This window comes from Cellulosimicrobium marinum (assembly GCF_020551945.1).
In the GTDB taxonomy this organism is placed as follows: Bacteria; Actinomycetota; Actinomycetes; order Actinomycetales; family Cellulomonadaceae; genus Cellulosimicrobium; species Cellulosimicrobium marinum.
Window position 1 is genome coordinate 69,492 of sequence record NZ_JAJBZH010000006.1, and the last position, 23,166, is coordinate 92,657.

19 protein-coding genes are annotated in these 23,166 nt (G+C 75.2%); 17 read left to right on the plus strand and 2 right to left on the minus strand.

The window, feature by feature from the left end:
* Positions 1 to 39 precede the first annotated feature (39 nt).
* The 5 genes from LGQ04_RS14210 (at position 40) to LGQ04_RS14230 (ending at position 6,005) form a co-directional block, all read left to right on the plus strand.
* Entirely contained in the window at positions 40 to 1,344 is a 1,305-nt protein-coding gene (locus LGQ04_RS14210; protein WP_229244595.1) for an MFS transporter, read from the plus strand.
* On the plus strand, positions 1,341 to 2,519 hold the full coding sequence (gene dxr, locus LGQ04_RS14215) for a 1-deoxy-D-xylulose-5-phosphate reductoisomerase (protein ID WP_229244596.1): 1,179 nt from the start codon (positions 1,341 to 1,343) through the stop codon (positions 2,517 to 2,519). Before LGQ04_RS14210 ends, dxr begins: the two co-directional genes overlap by 4 nt.
* A gap of 31 nt (positions 2,520 to 2,550) precedes the next feature.
* A complete protein-coding gene (locus LGQ04_RS14220) occupies positions 2,551 to 3,861 on the plus strand; it encodes a M50 family metallopeptidase (RefSeq protein ID WP_229244597.1) in 1,311 nt (436 codons plus the stop codon).
* 69 nt (positions 3,862 to 3,930) lie between these two features.
* Positions 3,931 to 5,070, plus strand: a complete 1,140-nt coding sequence (ispG, locus tag LGQ04_RS14225) for a flavodoxin-dependent (E)-4-hydroxy-3-methylbut-2-enyl-diphosphate synthase (RefSeq protein WP_229244732.1) — start codon at positions 3,931 to 3,933, stop codon at positions 5,068 to 5,070.
* 5 nt (positions 5,071 to 5,075) lie between these two features.
* Complete coding sequence (locus LGQ04_RS14230; protein WP_229244598.1) at positions 5,076 to 6,005, plus strand: GNAT family N-acetyltransferase; 930 nt, start codon at positions 5,076 to 5,078, stop codon at positions 6,003 to 6,005.
* Between the two features lie 101 nt (positions 6,006 to 6,106).
* On the opposite strand, the gene LGQ04_RS14235 is transcribed toward LGQ04_RS14230, so the two are convergent.
* Positions 6,107 to 7,009, minus strand: coding sequence for an Fpg/Nei family DNA glycosylase (locus LGQ04_RS14235; RefSeq protein ID WP_229244599.1), 903 nt, complete (start codon positions 7,007 to 7,009; stop codon positions 6,107 to 6,109).
* Between the two features lie 33 nt (positions 7,010 to 7,042).
* On the opposite strand from LGQ04_RS14235, the gene LGQ04_RS14240 reads away from it, so the two are divergent.
* Positions 7,043 to 8,902, plus strand: coding sequence for a proline--tRNA ligase (locus tag LGQ04_RS14240; protein ID WP_229244600.1), 1,860 nt, complete (start codon positions 7,043 to 7,045; stop codon positions 8,900 to 8,902).
* A 43-nt stretch (positions 8,903 to 8,945) separates the two neighbouring features.
* On the opposite strand, the gene LGQ04_RS14245 is transcribed toward LGQ04_RS14240, so the two are convergent.
* Entirely contained in the window at positions 8,946 to 10,109 is a 1,164-nt protein-coding gene (locus tag LGQ04_RS14245) for a DUF4439 domain-containing protein (RefSeq protein WP_229244601.1), read from the minus strand.
* A gap of 125 nt (positions 10,110 to 10,234) precedes the next feature.
* Here LGQ04_RS14245 and rimP point away from each other — a divergent pair, with 125 nt between their 5' ends.
* The 11 genes from rimP to rpsO all read left to right on the plus strand — a co-directional run bounded on the left by rimP (position 10,235) and on the right by rpsO (position 23,052).
* Positions 10,235 to 10,855 (plus strand): ribosome maturation factor RimP, encoded by a 621-nt coding sequence (rimP, locus tag LGQ04_RS14250; protein ID WP_267494935.1) that lies wholly within the window; start codon positions 10,235 to 10,237, stop codon positions 10,853 to 10,855.
* A gap of 3 nt (positions 10,856 to 10,858) precedes the next feature.
* Complete coding sequence (nusA, locus tag LGQ04_RS14255; RefSeq protein ID WP_229244603.1) at positions 10,859 to 11,932, plus strand: transcription termination factor NusA; 1,074 nt, start codon at positions 10,859 to 10,861, stop codon at positions 11,930 to 11,932.
* Positions 11,933 to 11,982: 50 nt separating this feature from the next.
* Positions 11,983 to 12,336: a YlxR family protein gene (locus LGQ04_RS14260; RefSeq protein WP_308016411.1), complete on the plus strand. Its 354-nt coding sequence runs from the start codon at positions 11,983 to 11,985 to the stop codon at positions 12,334 to 12,336.
* Between the two features lie 168 nt (positions 12,337 to 12,504).
* The gene (gene infB, locus LGQ04_RS14265) at positions 12,505 to 15,351 is read left to right on the plus strand and encodes a translation initiation factor IF-2 (protein WP_229244604.1); all 2,847 of its coding nucleotides are present in this window, start codon (positions 12,505 to 12,507) and stop codon (positions 15,349 to 15,351) included.
* 314 nt (positions 15,352 to 15,665) lie between these two features.
* Complete coding sequence (gene rbfA / locus LGQ04_RS14270; protein ID WP_229244605.1) at positions 15,666 to 16,124, plus strand: 30S ribosome-binding factor RbfA; 459 nt, start codon at positions 15,666 to 15,668, stop codon at positions 16,122 to 16,124.
* Positions 16,125 to 16,128: 4 nt separating this feature from the next.
* Complete coding sequence (gene truB / locus LGQ04_RS14275; protein ID WP_372470080.1) at positions 16,129 to 17,115, plus strand: tRNA pseudouridine(55) synthase TruB; 987 nt, start codon at positions 16,129 to 16,131, stop codon at positions 17,113 to 17,115.
* 90 nt (positions 17,116 to 17,205) lie between these two features.
* On the plus strand, positions 17,206 to 18,216 hold the full coding sequence (locus LGQ04_RS14280; RefSeq protein ID WP_229244607.1) for a bifunctional riboflavin kinase/FAD synthetase: 1,011 nt from the start codon (positions 17,206 to 17,208) through the stop codon (positions 18,214 to 18,216).
* 3 nt (positions 18,217 to 18,219) lie between these two features.
* A complete protein-coding gene (locus LGQ04_RS14285; protein ID WP_229244608.1) occupies positions 18,220 to 18,897 on the plus strand; it encodes an ABC transporter ATP-binding protein in 678 nt (225 codons plus the stop codon).
* Positions 18,894 to 20,465 carry a DUF6297 family protein gene (locus LGQ04_RS14290; protein WP_229244609.1) on the plus strand — a complete coding sequence of 524 codons (1,572 nt, stop codon included), beginning with the start codon at positions 18,894 to 18,896 and terminating at the stop codon, positions 20,463 to 20,465. The genes LGQ04_RS14285 and LGQ04_RS14290 overlap by 4 nt, the downstream gene beginning before the upstream one ends.
* 208 nt (positions 20,466 to 20,673) lie before the next feature.
* Entirely contained in the window at positions 20,674 to 22,617 is a 1,944-nt protein-coding gene (locus LGQ04_RS14295) for a peroxidase family protein (protein ID WP_229244610.1), read from the plus strand.
* Between the two features lie 165 nt (positions 22,618 to 22,782).
* On the plus strand, positions 22,783 to 23,052 hold the full coding sequence (gene rpsO / locus LGQ04_RS14300) for a 30S ribosomal protein S15 (protein ID WP_229244611.1): 270 nt from the start codon (positions 22,783 to 22,785) through the stop codon (positions 23,050 to 23,052).
* The last annotated feature ends 114 nt before the right edge of the window (positions 23,053 to 23,166 follow it).

The following is a 23,166-nucleotide window of genomic DNA, read 5'->3' on the forward strand; positions in this document are numbered from 1 at the left end:
GTTGACATTGACATCAGTGTCAAACTCTAGCGTCGCCGTATGGACACGACCAGGGCAGCCGCGACACGACCGACGACCGGCGGGACGTCCCGCGCAGGGCTGCCGTGGCCGGCCCTGGTCGCGCTCGGCGTTGCGACGTTCGTCATGGTGACGGCCGAGATGCTGCCGACGGCGGTGCTCGGGCCGATGAGCGCGGGGCTCGGCGTCCCCGAGGCGAGCACGGGGTTCCTCGTGTCCGTCTGGGCGGCGGTGGTCGTCGTCGCGAGCTTCCCGCTCGTGCGCCTCGCGCGGCGGTGGGACCGCCGTCGCGTGCTGGTCGTCGCTCTCGTCGGCCTCGCGCTGACCACGGCGGTGGTCGCCGCGGCGCCCGGGTACGGCGTCGCCGTCGCCGGACGGGTGGGCGGGGCGGCGGCCGTCGGTCTGCTCTGGGCGACCGCGAACGCGCACACCGCCGACCTCGTCCCCGACCGGCTGCTCGGCCGCGCCGTCTCGGTCGTCCTCGGTGGCGCGACGCTGGGCATGGTCGTGGGCACTCCGTTCGGCCGTCTCGTCGCCGACGTCGTGGGCTGGCGGGGGTCGTTCTGGGTGCTCGCGGGGCTCGCGCTGGCGGGGGCCGTCGTCGTGCGGGTGGTCGTCCCGCGCGGTGCGGCGGCCCGAGGATCGGCCGAGAGGGACCGCGTCTCGGCGGACGACGTCGCGGGGGAGCCGGGCGCGGTCCCGGCGCCCGGACCGAGGTCCGGGCGGTCGAGCGCACGGCCGATGGTCCTCGTCGCCGCACTCGTCGCCCTGCTGCTCGTGGGCCACTACGGCGCGTACACGTTCGTGACCCGCCTGCTCGACGACGCGGCGTCCGTCGCCCCGGGCGGCACGAGCGGCCTGCTGCTGCTGTTCGGGGTCGCGTCCGCGGCCGGCGTCGTCGTCGCGGGACGGCTGGGCGACTCGCGCCGGGACGTGCTCGCCGGCAGCGCCGCCGTCACCGGCGTCGCCCTGCTCGCGCTCGCCCTCGCCCCCGGACGGCCCGCGGTCGGCCTGCTCGTCCTCGTCGTGTGGGGCGTGGCGTCCGGGGCGCTCCCGCCGCTCGCGCAGACCGCGGTGCTCCGGCTCGCCGGCCCGGAGCGTCGTGACCTCGCCGGGGCGCTCGTCCCCGTGCTCTTCAACGGCGGCATCGCGGTCGGTGCCGCGCTGGCCGCGCTCGTGGTCGCGCAGGCGGGGCCGGGCGCCCTCCCCGTCCCCGCCGCGACGGTGGTCGCGCTCGCGACCGTCGGCCTCGTCGTCCTCCGCGCGTCGTCCGGCGGACGGGTCGGGTCGGCCGACCCCGCGGGCCCTGGGAGGATGGGCCCATGACCCGTTCCGTCACCCTGCTCGGCTCCACCGGTTCGATCGGCACCCAGGCGATCGACGTCGTCCGGTCCCACCCCGGCCGGTTCCGGGTGGAGGCGCTGTCGGCGGGCGGGGGCGACGTCGGGCTCCTCGCGCGCCAGGCCGCAGAGCTCGGGGTCGCGGCGGTCGCCGTCGCGGACGCGTCCCGGGCGGCGGCCCTGCGCGACGCCCTGGCCGACGCCTTCGCCGGTCGGGGCCCGCTGCCGGAGGTCCTGGCCGGTCCCGAGGCGGCGACCGAGCTCGCGGGGCGGGGGAGCGACGTCGTGCTCAACGGCGTCACCGGCTCCGTCGGTCTGGGGCCGACCCTCGCCGCGCTGCGCGGCGGGTCGACGCTCGCCCTCGCGAACAAGGAGTCGCTCGTGGCCGGGGGAGCGCTGGTCCGCGCGGCCCAGCAGCGCGCGGACCAGGTCGTCCCCGTCGACTCGGAGCACTCGGCGATCGCGCAATGCCTGCGCGGCGGTGCGCGGACCGAGGTGCGCCGCCTCGTGCTCACGGCGTCCGGAGGCCCGTTCCGCGGCTGGTCCGCGGACGCCGTGAAGGCCGCGACGGTCGACCAGGCACTCGCCCACCCGACGTGGGCCATGGGCCCGGTCGTCACCGTGAACTCGGCGAGCCTCATGAACAAGGGCCTCGAGCTCATCGAGGCGCACCTGCTGTTCGACGTCCCGGTCGACGACGTCGTCGTCGTCGTCCACCCGCAGTCCGTCGTGCACTCGATGGTCGAGTTCGTCGACGGGTCGACGATCGCGCAGGCGTCCCCGCCGGACATGCGCCTGCCGATCGCGCTGGGCCTGAGCTGGCCCGAGCGGCTCGACGTCGTCACGCCGCCGTGCGACTGGACGCGGGCGTCGTCGTGGACGTTCGAGCCGCTCGACGACGCGGCGTTCCCCGCCGTGGGTCTCGCGCGCGCCGCGGTGGCGGCGAGCGCGACCCATCCCGCGGTGTACAACGCGGCGAACGAGGAGGCCGTCGCGGCCTTCCTCAGCGGACGCGCAGGATTCGGTGAGATCGTCTCGACGGTCGAGCGCGTGCTCGCCGCGCACGAGGGAACCCCGGCCGGGCGCGTGACGTTGGACGACGTGGCCGAGGCCGAGCGGTGGGCCCGCGCGAGCGCGCACGAGCTGCTCGACCGACGATGAACCCGGGGCAGGAACGGACTGTGAGGAACGCATGGCTGTCGTGATCGGCGTCGCCGTCTTCGTGCTGGGGCTGCTCGTGTCCATCGCGCTGCACGAGGTCGGGCACATGGTGCCCGCGAAGCGGTTCGGCGTGCGCGTGAGCCAGTACATGGTCGGGTTCGGCCCGACGCTGTGGTCGCGGAAGAAGGGCGAGACGGAGTACGGGGTCAAGGCGATCCCGCTCGGCGGCTACGTGCGCATGGTCGGCATGTTCCCGCCGGCACCCGCCGGGGCGCGGCCGCGCGGCAACGGCTTCTTCGCGCAGGTCGTCGCGGACGCGCGCGACGCGAGCACGGAGGAGATCCGCGCCGGCGAGGAGCACCGCGCGTTCTACAACCTGTCCGCGCCGAAGAAGGTCGTCGTCATGCTCGGCGGCCCGTTCATGAACCTCCTCATCGCAGTGGTCCTCACCCTCATCGTCACCGTCGGCATCGGCGTCCCGACCATCACGACGACCGTCGGTCTCGTCGCCGAGTGCGCGCCCGCCACCGTGACGGCCCAGTCCAGCGAGTGCGCGGCGACCGATCCCGAATCCCCTGCAGCCACAGCCGGGCTCCAGGTCGGCGACACGATCGTCGAGCTCGACGGCGTACAGGTCGACACCTGGGAGCAGCTGTCCGGTGCACTTCAGGGTGGGGCTGGCGAGGCGCTCCCGGTGGTCGTCGAACGCGACGGGCAGCGCGTCGATCTCACACTAAGTCCTGTGGAGGTGGAGCGGCAGGTCGTCGCCGAGGACGGCACGCCCGTCGTCGACGATGCGGGCGAGCCCGTGACCAAGCCAGTCGGCTTCGCGGGGATCACCCCCACCCAGGAGCTACGGCCGACGAGCGTCGCGTCCGGTCTCGAACAGATGTGGCAGCAGGTGAGCGGGACGGCGGGCATCGTCCTGACGCTCCCGGTCAAGGTCGGCGAGGCGGTGACTGCGACGTTCACCGACGCAGAGCGTGACCCGAACGGTGTCGTGAGCATCTGGGGTGTCGGGCAGATCGCTGTCGCCATCGCGGACAGCGACAGCGAGGTCGTCTCCCAGATCGCGGGCTTTCTCTCGCTGCTCGCGGCGCTCAACGTCGCGCTGTTCGTCTTCAACCTCATCCCGCTCCTGCCGCTCGACGGCGGCCACGTCGTCAACGCGCTCTACGAGGGCGCCAAGCGGACGGTCGCACGCGTGCGCGGGCTCCCGCGACCGGGGCCGGCGGACGTCGCGCGCATGATGCCCGTCGCGTACGTGATGTTCGTCGTGCTCATCGGCGTCGGCGCGCTGCTCATCCTCGCGGACATCGTCGACCCGGTCCGCCTCACCTGAGGCCGCCGTGCGCCGTCGGGCACCGGGACGGGGGATACTGGACGGGTGAGCGTACCCATCAGCCTCGGAATGCCCGCCGCACCCCCGCCGGTCCTCGCGCCGCGCCGCACGACCCGCAAGATCAAGGTCGGCAAGGTCGAGGTCGGCGGCGACGCGCCGATCAGCGTCCAGTCGATGACCACGACCAAGACGACCGACATCAACGCCACCCTCCAGCAGATCGCCGAGCTCACGGCCTCCGGCTGCGACATCGTGCGCGTCGCGTGCCCCACGCAGGACGACGCCGACGCGCTCCCGGCCATCGCGAAGAAGTCGCAGATCCCCGTGATCGCCGACATCCACTTCCAGCCGAAGTACGTGTACGCCGCGATCGAGGCCGGCTGCGCCGCCGTGCGCGTCAACCCCGGCAACATCAAGAAGTTCGACGACCAGGTCAAGGAGATCGCCCAGGCGGCGAAGGACCACGGCACGTCGCTGCGCATCGGCGTCAACGCCGGCTCGCTCGACCCGCGCCTGCTCGCCAAGTACGGCAAGGCGACGCCCGAGGCGCTCGTCGAGTCGGCCGTGTGGGAGGCGTCGCTCTTCGAGGAGCACGACTTCCACGACTTCAAGATCTCGGTGAAGCACAACGACCCCGTCGTCATGGTGCGCGCCTACGAGCTGCTCTCCGAGGCGGGGGACTGGCCGCTGCACCTCGGCGTGACGGAGGCCGGCCCGGCGTTCCAGGGCACGATCAAGTCCGCGACGGCGTTCGGCGCGCTGCTCAGCCAGGGCATCGGCGACACCATCCGCGTCTCGCTCTCGGCCCCGCCGGTCGAGGAGGTCAAGGTCGGCAACCAGATCCTCCAGGCGCTCAACCTGCGCCCGCGCAAGCTCGAGATCGTCTCCTGCCCGTCGTGCGGGCGTGCCCAGGTCGACGTCTACACGCTCGCGGAGAAGGTCACCGCGGGCCTCGAGGGCATGGAGGTGCCGCTGCGCGTCGCCGTCATGGGCTGCGTCGTCAACGGCCCCGGCGAGGCGCGCGAGGCCGACCTCGGCGTCGCGTCCGGCAACGGCAAGGGCCAGATCTTCGTCAAGGGCGAGGTCGTCAAGACCGTGCCCGAGGCCCTCATCGTCGAGACCCTCATCGAGGAGGCGCTGCGCATCGCCGAGACGATGACGCCCGAGAACGACGCGCAGGCCGGCCCGCCGGTCGTCACCGTGAGCTGACCGCGGTGAGCCGCTGGCGCCCGTCGGTCCCGGCCCTGCGGCCGCGGGCCGGGGCCGACGCGCGCGAGCTGGGCGACACCGACCTGCCCGAGGCGGTCGCGGTGTGCGCCGCCGACCCCGTCGCTTCCACCCTCGCCGGGGCGCGCTTCGAGGCCGCGCTGCGCGCCGGTCTCCGTGCCGCCGGCGGGCAGGCCTGGGGCTTCCCCGCGCACGGTCCGCTCGCCGCGGTCTGCTGGGCCGGCGCCAACGTCGTCCCCGTGCTGCCGCCCGCGCTCGACCGCACGGACCGGGAGGCGGCGCTCGCAGGCTTCGCCGCGCTCGCGCGCCGTGCGGGGCGCCGCTCGTCGTCCGTCGTCGGGGAGCGCGACGCCGTCCTCGGGCTGTGGTCCCTCCTCGCGCCCGTATGGCCCGCGCCGCGCGAGGTCCGCGCGAACCAGCCGTCCCTCGCGATCGACCGCGCCCCCGACGTCGCCCCCGACCCCGCCGTGCGACGCTCCGTGGCCGCCGAGGTCCCCGTCGTCCTGCCCGCGTGCGTCCGGATGTTCACGGAGGAGGTCGGCTACTCGCCCGTCGAGGGCGGGGGCCGGGCCTACGAGGAGCGCGTGCGCTCGCTCGTCGCCGCCGGCCGGTCGTTCGTGCGGGTCGAGGGCACGGGGCCGGGCGCGCACGTCGCGTTCAAGGCCGAGCTCGGCGCCGTGACCCGCCACGTCGCGCAGGTGCAGGGCGTCTGGGTCGACCCGCGCTACCGCGGTCAGGGTCTCGCCGCACCGGGCACCGCCGCCGTCGTCGCGCTGGCCCGTGAGGCGGGCGCCCGCGCGACCGGTCGTGCGCCCGTGGTGTCGCTGTACGTCAACGACTACAACACGCGGGCCCTCGCGACGTACCGTCGCGTCGGGTTCGAGCAGGTCGGCACGTACGCGACGGTGCTGTTCTGACCTGCCCCGGCTCGGGTGGCGCCTACGCGTGAACCTCGCGCGGACCGCCGGGACGTCCCGACGGTCCGCGCGAGGTTCACGCGTAGGCGCGACGGGGCGCGTCAGCGCAGCAGGCGGGACATGCGCCGGTCGGCGAGGACCTGGCCGCCGGTCTGGCAGGTCGCGCAGTACTGCAGGCTGCGGTCGGCGAAGCTCACCTCGCGCACCGTGTCGCCGCACACCGGGCACGGCAGACCCGTACGCCCGTGCACGCGCATCCCCGCGCGCTTCGCGTCCTTGAGCTCCGCCGCCGGCTTGCCCGACGACGCCGCCACGGCCTGGGCGAGCACCTCGCCCACGGCGGCGTGCACCCGGGCGACCTCGTCGGGCGTGAACGACCGCGTGAGCTTGAACGGGCTCGTGCGGGCCGCGTGGAGGATGTCGTCGGAGTAGGCGTTGCCGATCCCGGCGACGGACGACTGGTCGCGCAGGAGGCCCTTGACCTGCTGGTTGCGTGCGGCCATGAGGCCGGCGAGGACGTCCGGGGTGAACGCGGGGTCCAGCGGCTCGACGCCGAGCGTCTCGATCGCGCGCACCTCCTCCGGGCGGCGCACCACGTGCACCGCGAGCCGCTTGCGCGTCCCGGCCTCGGTGAGGTCGAACCCGGAGCCGTCGTCGAACCGCACGCGCAGCGCGAGCGCGGCGACCTTCCCTCCGCCCCCGCCGCCGAGCCGCGGCCGCACGGGCGTCGTCGGCGCCTTCTCCGACCAGCGCAACCACCCGCCGCGGGCGAGGTGGAAGACCAGGTGGAGCTCGTCGTCGGGCGCCGCGGCAGCGAGGACGAGGTCGAGCCACTTGCCGTGCCGGCGCGCCCCCGTCACCGTCCGTCCCACGAGCGCCGTGACGGGCGGGTCGAAGGTCTTAAGCGCGGCGATCTGGGCGACGTCCGCGGCGACCACGGCACGCCCCGTGGCGCGGTCGTCGAGGAAGCGGACCAGGGCCTCGACCTCGGGCAGCTCGGGCATGGGGCCATCCTCCCCGCCGGTAGGGTGGGGCGCATGTCTTCCGTCACGTCCGACGAGGCGCGCGCGGCCCGTTCGCTCGCCCGTCCTGCCGACCTCCTGCGCCTGTCCACCCTCTTCGTCCGGACCCTGCGCGAGGACCCGGCCGACGCCGAGGTCGCCAGCCACCGGCTGCTCGTCCGGGCGGGCTACATCCGTCGTGCCGCGCCGGGCATCTACACGTGGCTCCCGCTCGGTCTGCGCGTCCTCGCGAAGGTCGAGGCGGTCGTGCGCGAGGAGATGGTCGCGGCCGGTGCGCAGGAGGTGCACTTCCCGGCGCTGCTGCCGCGCGAGCCCTACGAGGCGACGGGCCGCTGGACCGAGTACGGCCCCAACCTGTTCCGCCTCACCGACCGCAAGGACGGCGACTACCTCCTCGCCCCCACGCACGAGGAGATGTTCACGCTCCTCGTCAAGGACCTGTACTCGTCGTACAAGGACCTCCCGCTCACGCTGTTCCAGATCCAGACGAAGTACCGCGACGAGGCGCGCCCCCGCGCCGGCCTCATCCGCGGGCGCGAGTTCGTCATGAAGGACGCGTACTCGTTCGACACGACGGACGCCGGGCTGGACGCCTCGTACCAGGCCCAGCGTGCCGCGTACCAGCGGATCTTCGACCGCCTCGGCCTCGAGTACGTGGTCGTGGCCGCCACGTCGGGCGCGATGGGCGGGTCGCGCTCGGAGGAGTTCCTCACGCCGACGCCGATCGGCGAGGACACGTTCGTGCGCTCCGCGGGCGGGTACGCCGCGAACGTCGAGGCCGTGGTCACCCCGGTGCCCGAGGCCCTCGACCACGCCGACGCCCCCGCCGCGCACGTCGAGGACACGCCGGACACGCCGACGATCGCCTCCCTCGTCGACGTCGCGAACGCGCGGTACCCCCGCGCCGACCGTGCGTGGACCGCCGCGGACACCCTGAAGAACGTCGTGCTCGCGCTCACGCACCCGGACGGGCGGCGCGAGGTCGTCGTCGTCGGCGTGCCCGGCGACCGCGAGGTCGACCTCAAGCGCGTGGGTGCCGCGTTCGAGCCCGCCGAGGTGGAGCCCGCGACCGACGCCGACTTCGCCGCGCACCCCGAGCTCGTCAAGGGGTACATCGGCCCGCAGGTGCTCGGCCCGAACGTCACGCGCGAGACGGAGCCCGGCGAGGACGAGCCCGTGCGGCACTCGGTGCGCTACCTGCTCGACCCGCGCGTCGTGGCCGGCACCCGCTGGATCACGGGGGCCAACGAGGACGGGCGGCACGTGTTCGACCTCGTCGCCGAGCGCGACTTCTCCGCCGACGGCACGATCGAGGCCGCCGAGGTGCGCGCGGGCGACCCCGCGCCCGACGGGTCCGGTCCGCTCGAGCTCGCGCGCGGCATCGAGATCGGCCACATCTTCCAGCTCGGGCGCAAGTACGCCCAGGCGCTCGGCCTCACCGTCCTCGACGAGAACGGCAAGCAGGTCGTCGTGACGATGGGCTCCTACGGCATCGGCGTCACGCGCGTGCTCGCGGCGCTCGCGGAGGCCAACCACGACGACGCGGGGCTCGCGTGGCCCGCGCACGTCGCGCCCGCGCACGTGCACGTCGTCGCGACGGGCAAGGACGCGGCCGTGTTCGACGAGGCGGAGCGTCTCGCGACCGAGCTCGCCGCGCGCGGCGTCGAGGTCGTCTACGACGACCGCCCGAAGGTCTCGCCCGGCGTGAAGTTCAAGGACGCGGAGCTGCTCGGCGTCCCGCTGCTGCTCGTCGTGGGGCGTGGCCTCGCGGACGACGTGGTCGAGGTTCGGCCGCGGGCGGGGGAGGCCGTCCAGGTCCCCGTCGCCGAGGCGGTCGACCGGGCCGTGGCGGAGGTCCAGGCGCTGCTCGCCTGAGCTCCGTGCGGCGCCCGGCCGATCCCCGGCCGGGCGGCGTGCGTCAGGGCGCCTGCTCGGCCATCCCCGGGAAGGGCACCGGCTCTGCACCCCAGCCCAGCGCGGCGAGCCACGAGTCCGCGAGGAGCGCGAGCGGGTCCTCCCGCGACCCGGCCGCCGCGGTGGCGACGAGCGACGCGTAGGACTGCGCGAGCTCCGTCTCCAGGCGCTGGGCGAGCGCGGACGTCGCCTCCGCGTCGTCGTCCGGGACGGCGTACGCGGTGCGGCGCGGGTCCTGGTCGGTCCCGTCCGTCCCCGCGGCGAGCGCCCACCCCTGGGCACGGGCCCGGTGCACCTCCGCGCGTGCCAGCGCGTCGGAGCGCGCGTCGCCGTCGGACCGGGCGGCACGGACCTCGTACGCGTAGCCGGCGGCGTCCTCGGCCGCGACGAGCGTCGCCAGGTCGGCGGCCCCCACCCCCGTCGGCGCCTCGGCGACCGGGGCCGCGCCGACCGGCAGGTCCGCCGCAGCGTCGGACCCGGTGAGCGCGGCGAGGCGACGGGCCGAGACGAGCTCCGACGTCGCGACCGAGCCCAGCAGGCGGGCGAGGTCCGCGTCGCGCGTCGCGTCCGCGGACGCGCGCGTGCGCTGCGTCGCGCCGACGAGCGCGACCACCACGTCCTCCGCCGTGGGCGGCGCCTCCGCGGCGCCGTCCCCGCCGGCGCCCGCCTCGTCGTCGGTGTCGTCGATCGGCGCCTCCGAGGCGCCCGGCGAGACCGTGCCGGTCGTCGCGCCGGGGGCCGTCGTCGTCACCTCGACGGTCGGTGTCCCTGTGGCGTCCGTCGCACCCTCCGGGTCGGGCAGCCCGGAGTCGTACTCGCCGCCGAGGGCGTCCGCGTGCAGGCGCGCGAACGACGCCGCCTGGTCCAGTGCGGCGACCAGCGCCGCGTCGGTGCTCGACGGCGCGACCTCCTCGGCCAGCTCGGCGACGGCCAGGGCGTCGTCCACCGCGGTGCGGCGCGCGACCTCGCGCGCGTCCGGGCTCGGCTCCGTCGGCTCGGGCGTCTCGAGGCGGACCCCGCAGCCCGTGAGCAGGACGGCGGCCATGAGGCCGAGGGCGAGCGCTGCGCGGCCGCGGCGCCGCGACGTCACGGGGCGTGCGCGCCGGGTCGTGACGGTCGGCAGGGCGGCGGTGCCGGGGGCGGCGGCCGCGGTGGCGTCGGGAGTCATCGGGGGCGATGATGTCATGCTCCGGGTGCGTGAGTCGCTAGGCTTGACCCTGGCCGAGCAGGCCGCTGCACAACAACACACCGGTCGTCTCCGTGCCCGGCGTGGGAACGGACGGGAGCGAAGTGATGGTAGGGCAGGCTGACGGGCGGTCCGACGGGGGCGCCGGCGCGAGCGACACGGTGCGTGACGCGGTCCGGCGGGGGATCGAACCGGTGGTGCACGAGGCGGGCCTCGTCCTCGAGGACGTCACCGTCTCGCGGGCAGGTGCCCGCTCGGTCGTGCGGGTCGTGCTCGACCTCCCCGAGGACGCCGACGGCGAGCTCGACCTCGACACGGTCGCAGAGGTGACGCGGCCGGTCTCCACGGCGCTCGACGACCTGGACGCCCTGCCCGGCGCGTACACCCTCGAGGTGTCGACACCGGGGACGGACCGACCCCTCACCGAGCCCCGGCACTTCCGCCGTGCGCGCGGCCGCCTGGTGCGTCTCGTGCTCGCCGACGGCGGGACCGTCGAGGGGCGCCTGCTCGCCGTCGACGACGCGCTGCACCTGCGGGTCACGGGCCCGCGCGGACGGAGCGAGGAGCGCGCCGTGCCCCTGGCCGACGTCGTGCGCGGCCGGGTCGAGGTCGAGCTCAAGCGCGCCCTCGAGGCCGACCTGCCGGACCTGGACGACCCCGCCCCGGGGGACGAGGGCCGCGACGCAGCAGACCGGACCCCGCGCGGTCCGCACGACGAGGAGGACTGACCGATGGACATCGACATGAGCACGCTGCGCCTGCTGGAGCGCGAGAGGGACATCAGCCTCGACGTCCTCGTGGCCGCCATCGAGCAGGCCCTGCTGTCGGCGTACCACCGCACCCCCGACGCGTACGCCCGGGCCCGCGTCGAGCTCGACCGCAAGACGGGCCACGTCACGGTGTGGGCGCGCGAGGAGCTGCCCGCCCCGGAGCCGGAGGACGGTGACGACGACGCGCCCCGCGGGCCGGTCGAGCACGGCCCCGAGTTCGACGACACGCCCGCCGACTTCGGACGCATCGCCACGTCGACGGCGCGCCAGGTCATCGTGCAGCGCCTGCGCGACGCCGAGGACGACCAGATCCTCGGCACGTTCCGCGGCAAGGAGGGCGAGGTCCTGGCCGGCGTCATCCAGCAGGGCCGCGACCCGCGCGTCGTCCTCGTCGACGTCGGCGGCACCGAGGCGGTCCTGCCGCCGCACGAGCAGGTGCCGACGGAGGAGTACGTCCACGGCGAGCGGCTGCGGGCGTACGTGCTCGAGGTCGCGCGGGGAATGAAGGGCGCGCAGATCACGTTGAGCCGCACGCACCCGAACCTCGTGCGCAAGCTCTTCGAGCTGGAGGTCCCGGAGGTCGCCGACGGGTCCGTCGAGATCACGGCGATCGCCCGCGAGGCGGGTCACCGCACGAAGGTCGCGGTGCGCTCGCGCGTCGCGGGTCTGGGGGCGAAGGGCGCGTGCATCGGCCCGATGGGCTCCCGCGTCCGCGCGGTGATGGCCGAGCTGCACGGCGAGAAGATCGACATCGTGGACCACAGCGACGACCCGGCCCGGTTCGTGGCGAACGCGCTGTCCCCGGCGCGTGTGTCGTCCGTCACGGTGGTCGACGCGGACGCCCGGGCCGCCCGCGTGGTCGTCCCGGACTTCCAGCTCTCGCTCGCGATCGGCAAGGAGGGGCAGAACGCCCGTCTCGCCGCGAAGCTGACGGGGTGGCGCATCGACATCCGCTCCGACGAGGGCGGTGCGGGCGCCGCGCCGGCCGCCGTGGAGGACGCCGCCTCCGCAGGTCGCGAGCCCGCGGACCGGTAGCGGCCGTGGTGGGAGGGTCACGCCCGACGCCTCGGCGCGTTAGACTGTCCGTGACTGGGCCGCGGGCCCGCACCTCGACCATGCCCACGGACGCCGTCCCCACCCCCGTACGCACGGGGCCGGGGCCCGTCCGCACGTGCGTCGGGTGCAGGCAGCGCGACCTGAGGTCCGTCCTCCTCCGTCTGGTCGTCGACCTGACGGGCACCGACGGCCACGAGCCGAGGCTCGTGGTCGACGCCCGTCGGTCGCTCCCGGGTCGCGGCGCGTGGCTCCACGCGTCCACCGGGTGCCTCGAGGTGGCGGAACGCCGGCGGGCCGTCCCGCGGGCCCTGCGCATGCCGGGCACGCTCGACCTCACGGCGGTCCGCGCCGTGGTGGAGGCCGCCGCGGAAAGCGACGGATGACCGGTGCGTCACGACGACCCGGTCCCGGCGCGCGCCGGAGGAGCACTGCACGACACGTCGACAAGGAAGCGGGTTAGAAGCCGATGGGCACCCGATGAGTACCCAGCGATGAGCACCCAGCACTAACGACGGTCCTCCCTGTCCGGGGCGGGCCGAGACAGGAGAGTTGTGGCAAAGGTCCGCGTCTACGAGCTCGCGAAGGAGCTCGGGGTGGAGAGCAAGACCATCATGACCAAGCTGACGGAACTCGGTGAGTTCGTCCGCTCGGCATCCTCGACCATCGAGCCACCGGTGGTCCGCAAGCTGCGCGACGCGTTCCCCGCCGGGGGCGCCGCGCCGAGCCGTCCCGCGGCGGCCAAGCCCGCACCGTCGGGCGCGTCGTCGGCCCCCAAGCCGGCACCCGCGAAGCCGGCACCCGCGCCCGCGAAGCCGGCCCCCGCGCCGCAGGAGAGCGCGCCCGCGCCCGAGCAGCCCGCCCCCGCGGCGAAGGAGCCCGCTCCCGCGCCGCAGGAGCCCGCCGCCGAGCGCCCCGCTCCGGCCGCACCGCAGAAGCCGACCGCGTCGCCGAAGCCCGGCGGCGGGTCCAACACGCCCGCGCCGCGCCCCGGCGCACGCCCCGGCGCCCCGCGCCCCGGGAACAACCCGTTCGCGCCGAGCCAGGGCATGCCCCGGCAGGGTGGCGGGTCGCGTTCCGGCGGCCCCCGCCCGGGCGCCCCGCGCCCCGGGAACAACCCGTTCGCTCCCAGCCAGGGGATGCCGCGTCCCGGGTCGCGCCCCGAGCGCGCCGACGCCGGGTCCGCGCCCGGTGGCGGCGACCGTCCCGGCGGGCCCCGTCCCGGTGGCCCGCGCCCCGCGCCCCGTCCCGGTGGCCAGCGCCCCAACCCGGGCATGATGCCCGGGCGCACGTCCGTCGGTCGCCCCGGTGAGCGTCCCGCCCCCGGCGGTCGCCCCGGTGGCGGTGGCGGAGGTGGGCGCGGCGGCTTCGGCGGTCGCCCCGGCGGCGGTGGCGGCCCCGGCGGTGGTGGCGGCTTCGGCGGTCGCCCCGGCGGTGGCGGTCGTGGCGGTGCCGGTCGCGGCTCCACGCAGGGCGCGTTCGGTCGCGCCGGAGGACGTCCGGTCCGCGGGCGCAAGTCGAAGCGTGCGAAGCGCCAGGAGTTCGAGCAGATGCAGGCGCCGTCGCTCGGCGGCGTGCAGGTCCCTCGCGGGAACGGCAAGACCGTCGTGCGGCTGCGTCACGGCTCCTCGCTCAACGACTTCGCCGACAAGATCGACGCGAACCCCGCGAGCCTCGTCACCGTGCTGTTCCACCTCGGTGAGATGGCCACGGCGACGCAGTCGCTCGACGAGGACACGTTCGGCACCCTCGCGGCCGAGCTCGGCTACGTCATCGAGATGGTCTCGGCCGAGGAGGAGGACCGCGAGCTGCTCGGGTCCTTCGACATCGACCTCGACGCCGAGCTCGAGGCCGAGGGCGACGACGAGCTCATGGCCCGCCCGCCCGTCGTGACCGTCATGGGTCACGTCGACCACGGAAAGACCAAGCTCCTCGACGCCATCCGCTCCACGGACGTCGTCGCGGGCGAGGCCGGCGGCATCACGCAGCACATCGGTGCCTACCAGGTGCGCCACGAGCACGAGGGCAACGACCGCGCCATCACCTTCATCGACACCCCGGGTCACGAGGCGTTCACCGCCATGCGTGCCCGTGGTGCCCAGGTGACGGACATCGCGATCCTCGTCGTGGCCGCCGACGACGGCGTCATGCCGCAGACCATCGAGGCGCTCAACCACGCCCAGGCCGCGAACGTGCCGATCGTCGTCGCCGTCAACAAGGTGGACAAGGAGGGGGCCAACCCCGCCAAGATCCGCCAGCAGCTCACCGAGTACAACCTCGTGGCCGAGGAGTACGGCGGCGACACCATGTTCGTCGACGTCTCCGCGAAGCAGAACATGGGCATCGACGACCTCCTCGAGGCCGTCCTGCTCACCGCCGACGCCTCGCTCGACCTGCGCGCCAACCCCGACAAGGACGCGCGCGGCGTCGCCATCGAGGCCAACCTGGACAAGGGCCGCGGCGCCGTCGCGACCGTCCTCGTCCAGTCCGGCACGCTGCGCGTCGGTGACGCCATCGTCGCGGGCACGGCCCACGGCCGCGTCCGCGCCATGTTCGACGAGCACGGCACCGCCGTGACCGAGGCAGGCCCGGCCCGCCCGGTCCTCGTGCTCGGGCTCGCGTCCGTGCCGAGCGCCGGCGACACGTTCCTCGTGGCGCCGGACGAGCGCACGGCACGCCAGATCGCCGAGAAGCGCGAGGCCGCCGAGCGTGCAGCCCTCCTGGCCAAGCGCCGCAAGCGCATCAGCCTCGAGGACTTCACCCAGGCGCTCCAGCAGGGCAAGGTCGAGACCCTCAACCTCGTCCTCAAGGGCGACGTGTCCGGTGCCGTCGAGGCCCTCGAGGACGCGCTGCTCAAGATCGACGTCGGCGAGGAGGTCCAGCTGCGCGTCATCCACCGCGGTGTCGGTGCCATCACGCAGAACGACGTCAACCTCGCCACCGTCGACAACGCGATCATCATCGGCTTCAACGTGAAGTTCGGCGAGCGCGTCGAGGACCTGGCCGAGCGCGAGGGCGTCGACGTCCGCTTCTACTCGATCATCTACCAGGCGATCGAGGACGTGGAGGCCGCGCTCAAGGGCATGCTCAAGCCGGAGTACGAGGAGGCCCAGCTGGGCGCCGCGGAGATCCGCGAGATCTTCCGCTCCTCCAAGTTCGGCAACATCGCCGGGTCGATCGTCCGCTCCGGCGAGATCCGCCGCAACGCCAAGGCGCGCGTCCTGCGCGACGGCAAGATCGTCGGGGACAACCTCACGGTCGAGTCGCTCAAGCGGTTCAAGGACGACGCGACCGAGGTCCGCGAGGGCTACGAGTGCGGTATCGGCCTCGGGTCGTTCAACGACCTGCAGGTCGGCGACACGATCGAGACGTTCGAGATGCGGGAGAAGCCGCGTTCCTGACGTGATCGGTGACCGGGGGTGGGCGAGTTCGCCCGCCCCCGGTCGTCGTCTCCGCACCGGGTGGCACCGGGCATCCGGGCCGAGCCCGGTCCGGGTCGCAGCACGGCGGCGGCGGGTCTTCCCTCCGCCGCTCGTGCCTCGCGGCTCCCGCCAGACCCGCCACGACCCGCCGCCGCCGTGCTGCAACCCGAACCTCGTCGGTCTCGGCGGCATCTCGACGGCACGACGCTCGTCCTGGACGACCGGCCGCCCGTGCTGCGGGCGTACAGTCGTCAGGTTCTCCCGCCGGGCCCCCGGCACGAAAGGAAGAAGTCATGGTCGATCACCCTCGGGCGAGGAAGCTCGCCGACCGGATCAAGGTCGTCGTCGCGCAGATGCTCGACAGCCGGATCAAGGACCCGCGGCTCGGGTTCGTCACCGTCACGGACGTGCGCGTGACGGGTGACCTGCAGAACGCGTCCGTGTTCTACACGGTGTACGGCACGGACGAGGAGCGGGCCGGGACCGCGGCGGCGCTCGAGAGCGCCAAGGGGCTCATCCGCTCCGAGGTCGGCAAGCAGACGGGGATCCGGCTCACGCCGAGCATCGAGTTCCACCTCGACGCCGTCCCCGAGACCGCCGCGCACCTCGACGCCGCGCTCGTCGAGGCGCGCCGCCGCGACGCGGAGCTCGCCGCGCTGCGCGAGGGCAAGTCCTTCGCGGGCGAGGCGGACCCGTACCGGGCCGCGCACGACGACGACGCGGACGGCGCGACCGCCGACGAGCGGGACTGACCGCGTGACGGGGGAGCGCCCGCCGGCACGGCGTCCGCGCCCGGACCGGCGGCCCACGGCGCCCGACGGTCTCGTCGTGGTCGACAAGCCCTCCGGGTGGACGAGCCACGACGTCGTCGGGCGCACCCGGCACCTCGCCGGGACCCGCAAGGTCGGGCACGCCGGGACGCTCGACCCGATGGCCACCGGCGTGCTCGTGCTCGGCGTCGGGCGTGCGACGAAGCTCCTCACGTACGTCGTCGGCGCCGACAAGGACTACGACGCGACGATCCGCCTCGGCGCCGCCACCACGACCGACGACGCGGAGGGCGAGACCCTCGCGCGTGCCGACGCGTCCGCCGTCGGGCACGGGGACCTGGCGCGCGAGGTCGCCGCGCTCACGGGCGAGATCCTCCAGGTGCCGTCGACCGTCAGCGCCATCAAGGTCGACGGCCGCCGCGCCTACGCGCGCGCCCGGGCCGGCGAGGACGTCGAGCTCGCCGCACGCCCCGTCGTCGTCCCCCGCTTCGCCGTCCTCGGCACGCGCCCCGTCGCGCCGGGGACGGACGGGCTGCCCGACGACGCGCCCCCCGCGCTCGACGTCGACGTCGCCGTCACCGTGTCCTCCGGGACGTACGTGCGTGCGCTCGCCCGCGACCTCGGCGCGGCGCTCGGCGTCGGGGGCCACCTCACCGCCCTGCGGCGCACCCGGGTGGGCGGCTACGGGCTCGCGAGCGCGGCGACCCTGGAGGAGCTCGCCGCCCAGGCGGACCGCGACGGCGTGCTCGCCACGCTGCCGCTCGCCGACGCGGCGCGCGCGACCTTCCCGGTGCGCGAGCTCGACGCGACCGAGGCCACCGCGCTGTCCTACGGCCAGTGGGTCCCCGCGACCGGGGCACCCGGGACGACCGCGGCGATCTCCCCGGCCGGCGAGCTCGTCGCGCTCGTCGAGGACACGCGCCGCGGCGGCGTCGACCTCGCGCGGCCCGTGCTCGTCCTCGCCCCCGCCTGACCGCCGGTTCGGCACCGGGCGGCGCGCGTGGCAGGCTTGTGCAGCGCGGAACCGCCGCGACACCCGTCGACCATCCTGAGGAGTTCTCGCGTGCACCTGTGGACGGACCTGAGCCAGGTTCCCCCGGGGTTCGGCCCGTCGGTCGTGACGATCGGCAACTTCGACGGGGTCCACCGCGGCCACGCCCAGGTCCTCGGCCGGATCGTCGACCTCGCGCGCGAGCGGGACGCCCGCGCCGTCGCCGTGACGTTCCACCCGCACCCGTCGGCCGTGCACCGGCCCGCTGCCGCGCCCGAGCTCATCACCGGCATCGCCGACCGGACCACGCTGCTCGCGGCCACCGGGCTCGACGCCGTGCTGCTCGTCGAGTACACGCTCGAGTTCGCCCGCCAGACGCCCGAGGAGTTCGTCCGCGGCTACCTCGTCGAGGGGCTGCGGGCGGGCGCCGTCGTCGTCGGGCACGACGTGCGGTTCGGCCGGGACAACGCCGGCACCATGGCGACGATGGTCGAGCTCGGCGCGCGGTACGGGTTCGACGTCGTCGCGATCGACGACGTCGGCCAGCACCAGGGCGTGCCCGTCACGGAGGGCGACGTCGCGGGCGACCACCAGGCCCGCTGGTCCTCGACGGGGGTGCGCGCCCTCCTCGGCAGCGGGGACGTGCGCGAGGCCGCCCGCATCCTCGGCCGCTACCACCACGTGCGCGGCACGGTCGTCCACGGCGACGCCCGGGGACGCGACCTCGGCTTCCCCACGGCGAACCTCGGGGACATCACCGGCATGGTCCCCGCCGACGGCGTGTACGCGGGCTGGCTCTCCCGGCCCCAGCTCGCGTCCGCCGCACCGGGGCACGCCGACGTCCGTCTGCCCGCCGCGATCTCCATCGGCACCAACCCGACCTTCGACGGGCACGAGCGGCGCGTCGAGGCCTACGTGCTCGACCGCACCGACCTCGACCTGTACGACGAGGACGTCGTGCTGGAGCTCGTCGAGCGCCTGCGCCCGACGCTGCGGTTCGACGGGATCGAGCCGCTCGTCGCGCAGATGCACGACGACGTGGCGCGCGCCCGGTCTGTCCTCGCGCCCGGCGCGACGGGCTGACGGGTGGCGGTCGTCGCCCGCGGGCTGCAGGTCGGCTACGGCGAGGCGCCCGTGTGCGCGCCCGTGGACCTCGACGCGGGGGCGGGGGAGGTGCTCGCGGTCGTCGGGCCCAACGGGAGCGGGAAGTCGACCGTCCTGCGGACCCTCCTCGGCCGCCTCGCCCCGCTCGGGGGGACGGTCGAGGTCCTCGGCCGGCCGGTGGACGAGCGCGAGCGGGCGTTCCGGGCGCGGGTCGCGGGCGTCGGCGACGACGACGCGTACTTCCCCGGGCTCAGCGTGCGCGAGCACCTCGTCCTCCTCGCGCGCGGCCACGGCGTGAACGCGGCCGGCGAGGTCGTCGACGCGACGATCGAGCTCCTCGGCCTGCAGGGCCGTCAGGACGCGTCCCCGACGGAGCTGTCGTCCGGTCAGCGCCGCCGGCTCCTCCTCGCGACCGCGTTCGTCCGGCCGCGCGACGTGCTCGTGCTCGACGAGCCCGAGCAGCGCCTCGACCCCGGCACGCGGCGCATGGTCGCGGACCTCCTCGCCGCCGAGGCGGGGCGCGGCGTCGCGGTCGTCGTCGCGACGCACGACCCCGAGCTCGCCGAGCGGTCCGGCGCTCGCGGGCTTGTCGTCGGCGACGACGCGTGCACCCCCGTCGCGCGCGAGGACCTGCCGCGCGTGCTCGCGGACGTGCGGTGACGCACGCCGCGGTGCCGCCGGTGCGCACCGACCCGGACGAGCAGCTCACCGGCCGCGAGCTGCGGTGGCTCACCGCGCGCGCGACGGCCGCCCGCGCCGGTCGCGGGGTCGTCCAGGTGGTGACCGACGTCGCGAACGTCGTCGTGTCCGTCGTGCTCGCGGGAATCCTGGTGGTCGGCGTCGCGCGGGCGGTGGGCGAGGGGGTGGCTCTCGACGCCGCGTGGACCGCCGGCGGGGCGGCGGCGTGGACCGGCGGCGGGGAGGCGGTGCCGCCGGTCCTCCTGCACCTCCTGCTCGGCGTCGTCGTGCTCGCGCTCGCCGCGTCGGCGGCGGCCCGCACCGGGCCGGCGGGGATCGGGTCGGCGGGGGTGTCCTGGTGGGCACCGACCCCGGCCGACCGTCGCGGGCTCCTCGTGCCCTCCGTGCGCACGGGCGTGCTGTGGGGCGCGCTCGCCGGGGGAGCGGGTCTGGCCCTGGCAGGCCTGCTCGCGGGTGCCGGTACCGGGCCCGCTCTCCTGTCCGGTCTGCTCGGCGTCCCCGCCGGCGTCGCGGTCGTCGCCGGCGCAGGGTGTCTCCAGCCCCGCCCCGGCGGCCGTCGCGGGGTCGGGCTCGCGGGCGACCTCGTCGTCGCCCTCGTCCCGGTCGGGGGCGCTCTCGCCCTCGCGGCAGGTTCTGCGCCCGTCCCGCCGGACCCGGCCGTCGCGCTCGGGGCCACCGGGGCGCTCGCCGTGGTCGCGTGCGTGCTCGTGGCGCGCTGGGTCGCGCACGTCGACCACCTCGACCTCGCGGCGCTCGCCGCGCGCAGCGGCTCGATGGACCGGCTCGGGGCCGCGCTGCTGTCCGTCGACCCGCGGGACCTGGGCCGGGCGCTCGACGCGCAGACGACTCCTCGTCGACCGCGCCGCAGGCTCCGCTTCCGGGGCGTGCGCGGGCCGCGCACCGCGCTCGTCGCCGCCGACCTCGCGCTCCTCGGCCGCTCGCCGTGGACGTGGTCGCAGCTCGCCGGGCTCGTCGCGCTCCTCGTGCTCGCCCACCAGGTCCCCGTCCTGGCGGCTGGCCCGGGGCTCGCGGTCGTCGTGCTCGCCGCGGGCGTCCGGGCGGCGCGCCTCGGCGCGGCGGGCACCGGCGTCGCCGAGATGGTCCCGGCGCTCGACGCCGCCCTGCCGCTCTCCGCGCGCGCGACCCGTGCCACGCGCACCGTCGTCCCGGCCCTCGTGGCCGCCGCGGTCGTGGCCCTCGGGCTGGTCCCGCTCGCGCTCGCGACGGGGTCGGCGGCCTGGCCCGCGCTCGGCGTGCTCCTCGGCGTCGGCTGCGGCGCGGCGGCGGTGCGCGGGCAGCTGCGTCCACCGCCCGACTGGTCGGGGCCGCTCCTCGCGACGCCGATGGGTGCGGTGCCCGTCAACGCGGCCCGGGCGGCACGCCAGGGCCCGGACCTCGCGCTGCTCTCCGTGCTCCCGTTCGCGGTCGCCGCGGTCGTCGGCGTCGCCGGGCCGGGCGCCGTCGTCGCCCAGGGCGTCGTCGCCGCGATCGCGTGCGCGGTCGCGGCACACCCAGCGTCCCGCACCTGACGTCCCCCGGTCACGAACGCCCGTCCGGCACCTCCCTCCAGGAGCGAGGCACGCCACTCGTCGGCGTGCCGTCCCGGTCCTGCCCCGCGTCCCGAGGACGCCCGCGCGGACTTCGGCGTCCCGGCCGCAGGGCACAGGCCCTGCGGACCGCGGCGCGGCCCCCCGAGGGCACCGAGAGGAACACCCGCCTCACAGGAAGGGTCGAGCCATGGAGGCTCAGCAGAACCCGGCGGCGAGCGTCGCCGAGGACGTGGTGGACGACGTCGCCCCCGACGCCGTCGACCAGGCGTCCACCCCCGTCGGCAGGACCGTGCGCAGCATCGGGCACGGGTCGACCGTCGCACCCGTCGGCGACGCGACCGACGCGTCGCAGGACCCCGCGACGTCGAACGCGCCGCTCCTGCCCGCCGCGCAGGCCGCGGTCTACCGCGACCTGCGCGAGCACCGCTACGACTCGACGACCGCCTTCGACTACCTCTTCCCGGAGCTCGCCGCCTCGTTCCCGAACGCCCACCTCGCGGTCGGCAACGGCACGACGGCCACCGTGGTGGAGCACCTGAAGGCGCTCGGCACCGCGATGGTGAGCCCTCCTCCGGCGCCGCCGGGAGGCGGTCCGGCGGTGCGCAACTCGCACGTCCCGGCCGTGTACACGTACTGGGGCCAGTTCATCGACCACGACATCACGCTCAACACCAACGGTCCGGACGACGACGCGGGCTCGGGCGGCGACCTGGCGCTCGGGGACGTCGACCGGGTGCCCTTCCGGGTGTTCGACCCGAAGGTCGTCGTCCGCAGCCTGCGCAACGCCCGCCATCCCGCTCTCGACCTCGACTCCCTCTACGGCAGCGGCCCGAAGTTCGAGGACGAGCCCGACCACGGGACGACACGGAGCGAGGCGGCCTTCGTCGAGGGCTCGGCCAAGCTGCGGCTCGGGCGGATCCCCGTGGAGCCCTTCTCGGTCCCCGGTGGAGGGCCCACGTTCCTGCTCTGCCCACCGGAGCACGACCAGCAGCGCGACCTGCCGCGCGGCGACGACCGAGGACCCCTGATCCCGGACGGGCGCAACGACGAGAACCTCGTCGTGGCGCAGTTCCACGTGGCGATGATCCGGTTCCACAACGCGGTCGTCGACTGGGTGGCGGAGCTCGAGCCGTGGGTGCGTGCGTCGGGCGAGCGCGGTGTGTACCGGCGGGCGAACCAGCTGGTCCGGTGGCACTACCAGTGGCTCGTCGTCAACGACTACCTGCGGACGCTGACCAAGCCCGGTGTGCTCGACGCGGCGCTGCTCGGGGACTCCCCGTTCTTCCGTCCCCGGCACCCCATCGCCATGCCGCTCGAGTTCGCCGTCGCCGCGTTCCGGTTCGGGCACTCGATGGTGCGCGAGTCCTACGACTTCAACGTCAACTTCACGGCGGGCGGTCCGGCGGGTCTCGCGACGCTCGAGCAGCTCTTCCGGTTCACGGGCGGCGGCGGCCTGACGCAGGGCGGTCCGCCGAACCCCGTGCTCCCGTCGAACTGGCCGATCGACTGGACGAAGTTCGTGGACAAGGGAGACGCCAACCCGTTCCACGCTGCGGAGAAGATCGACACGTTCCTGGCACCGTCGCTCGGCACGATGGTCAAGGAGGGGAAGATCGACCTCGAGCCGGGGCAGACGCCCACGACCGCGCAGACGGTCGCGAGCGCGCTGCAGAAGCAGCTCGCCCAGCGCAACCTCCTGCGCGGGTACATGCTCGGGCTGCCCACGGGCGAGGCGGTGGCGCGGGCCTTCGGCCTCGAGCCCCTGTCGCCGCAGCGGCTCGTGGAGAACGCGCCGCAGGGGGTCGTCGACGCCATGGGGAAGGTGCGCGAGGTCGGTGGCGGCACCCCGCTGTGGTACTACGTGCTCAAGGAGGCCGAGCTCCAGGGGAACGGCAGCTTCCTCGGGGACGTGGGCAGCCGCATCCTGGCGGAGACGTTCGTCCACCTGCTGCGTCAGGACGACCGGTCGTACCTGCGTGCGACGCACCACTGGACGCCCGCGCAGGGCGTCCACTTCGAGGACGGCTCGCTCGTCCTCACGCTGCCGGACCTGCTGCGGTTCGCGGGCGTCCTGCCGGACGCGGCCGGCGCGTTCCGCGGCGGCGGGACGGCGGGGCACGACGGCGCGTAGGCCCGCCGCGAGCTCGCACCGACGCCTCTGGCTCGGCACGGCCCGGCACCGTCCGGGCCGGAGGTGTCCACCTGGTAAGATCGATGCGCCGTCTGAACGGCCGCGGACCCAGAGAGCTCAGGACGTCCTTCCTGACGCGCCGCGCAACGAACCCGAAGGAGAACCGTGCCGCTCGACACTGCCACGAAGCAGCGCATCATGACCGAGTACGCGACGAGCGAGGGCGACACCGGTTCGCCCGAGGTCCAGATCGCGCTCCTCTCGCAGCGCATCAAGGACCTCACCGAGCACCTGAAGGAGCACAAGCACGACCACCACAGCCGTCGTGGCCTGCTCCTCCTCGTCGGCCAGCGTCGCCGCCTCCTCGGCTACCTGCAGAAGGTCGACATCAACCGCTACCGCAGCCTCATCGAGCGCCTCGGCCTGCGTCGTTGACACACCACCGCCAGCCCGGTCCCCTGCGGGGACCGGGCTGGTCTGGTGAGATGTACCCGTAGAACCACCCACCGCGCCGCCGGCCTCTCGTTCGGTCCTCGGTAGTGGCCCACG

What these genes read in the sequence shown, in the direction of transcription:
- LGQ04_RS14210 (WP_229244595.1), top strand. Translation starts at nt 40, where the DNA reads ATGGACACGACCAGGGCAGCCGCGACACGACCGACGACCGGCGGGACG.
- dxr (WP_229244596.1), top strand. Translation starts at nt 1,341, where the DNA reads ATGACCCGTTCCGTCACCCTGCTCGGCTCCACCGGTTCGATCGGCACC.
- LGQ04_RS14220 (WP_229244597.1), top strand. Translation starts at nt 2,551, where the DNA reads ATGGCTGTCGTGATCGGCGTCGCCGTCTTCGTGCTGGGGCTGCTCGTG.
- ispG (WP_229244732.1), top strand. Translation starts at nt 3,931, where the DNA reads ATGCCCGCCGCACCCCCGCCGGTCCTCGCGCCGCGCCGCACGACCCGC.
- LGQ04_RS14235 (WP_229244599.1), bottom strand. Translation starts at nt 7,009, where the DNA reads ATGCCCGAGCTGCCCGAGGTCGAGGCCCTGGTCCGCTTCCTCGACGAC.
- LGQ04_RS14240 (WP_229244600.1), top strand. Translation starts at nt 7,043, where the DNA reads ATGTCTTCCGTCACGTCCGACGAGGCGCGCGCGGCCCGTTCGCTCGCC.
- LGQ04_RS14245 (WP_229244601.1), bottom strand. Translation starts at nt 10,109, where the DNA reads ATGACTCCCGACGCCACCGCGGCCGCCGCCCCCGGCACCGCCGCCCTG.
- rimP (WP_267494935.1), top strand. Translation starts at nt 10,235, where the DNA reads ATGGTAGGGCAGGCTGACGGGCGGTCCGACGGGGGCGCCGGCGCGAGC.
- nusA (WP_229244603.1), top strand. Translation starts at nt 10,859, where the DNA reads ATGGACATCGACATGAGCACGCTGCGCCTGCTGGAGCGCGAGAGGGAC.
- rbfA (WP_229244605.1), top strand. Translation starts at nt 15,666, where the DNA reads ATGGTCGATCACCCTCGGGCGAGGAAGCTCGCCGACCGGATCAAGGTC.
- LGQ04_RS14295 (WP_229244610.1), top strand. Translation starts at nt 20,674, where the DNA reads ATGGAGGCTCAGCAGAACCCGGCGGCGAGCGTCGCCGAGGACGTGGTG.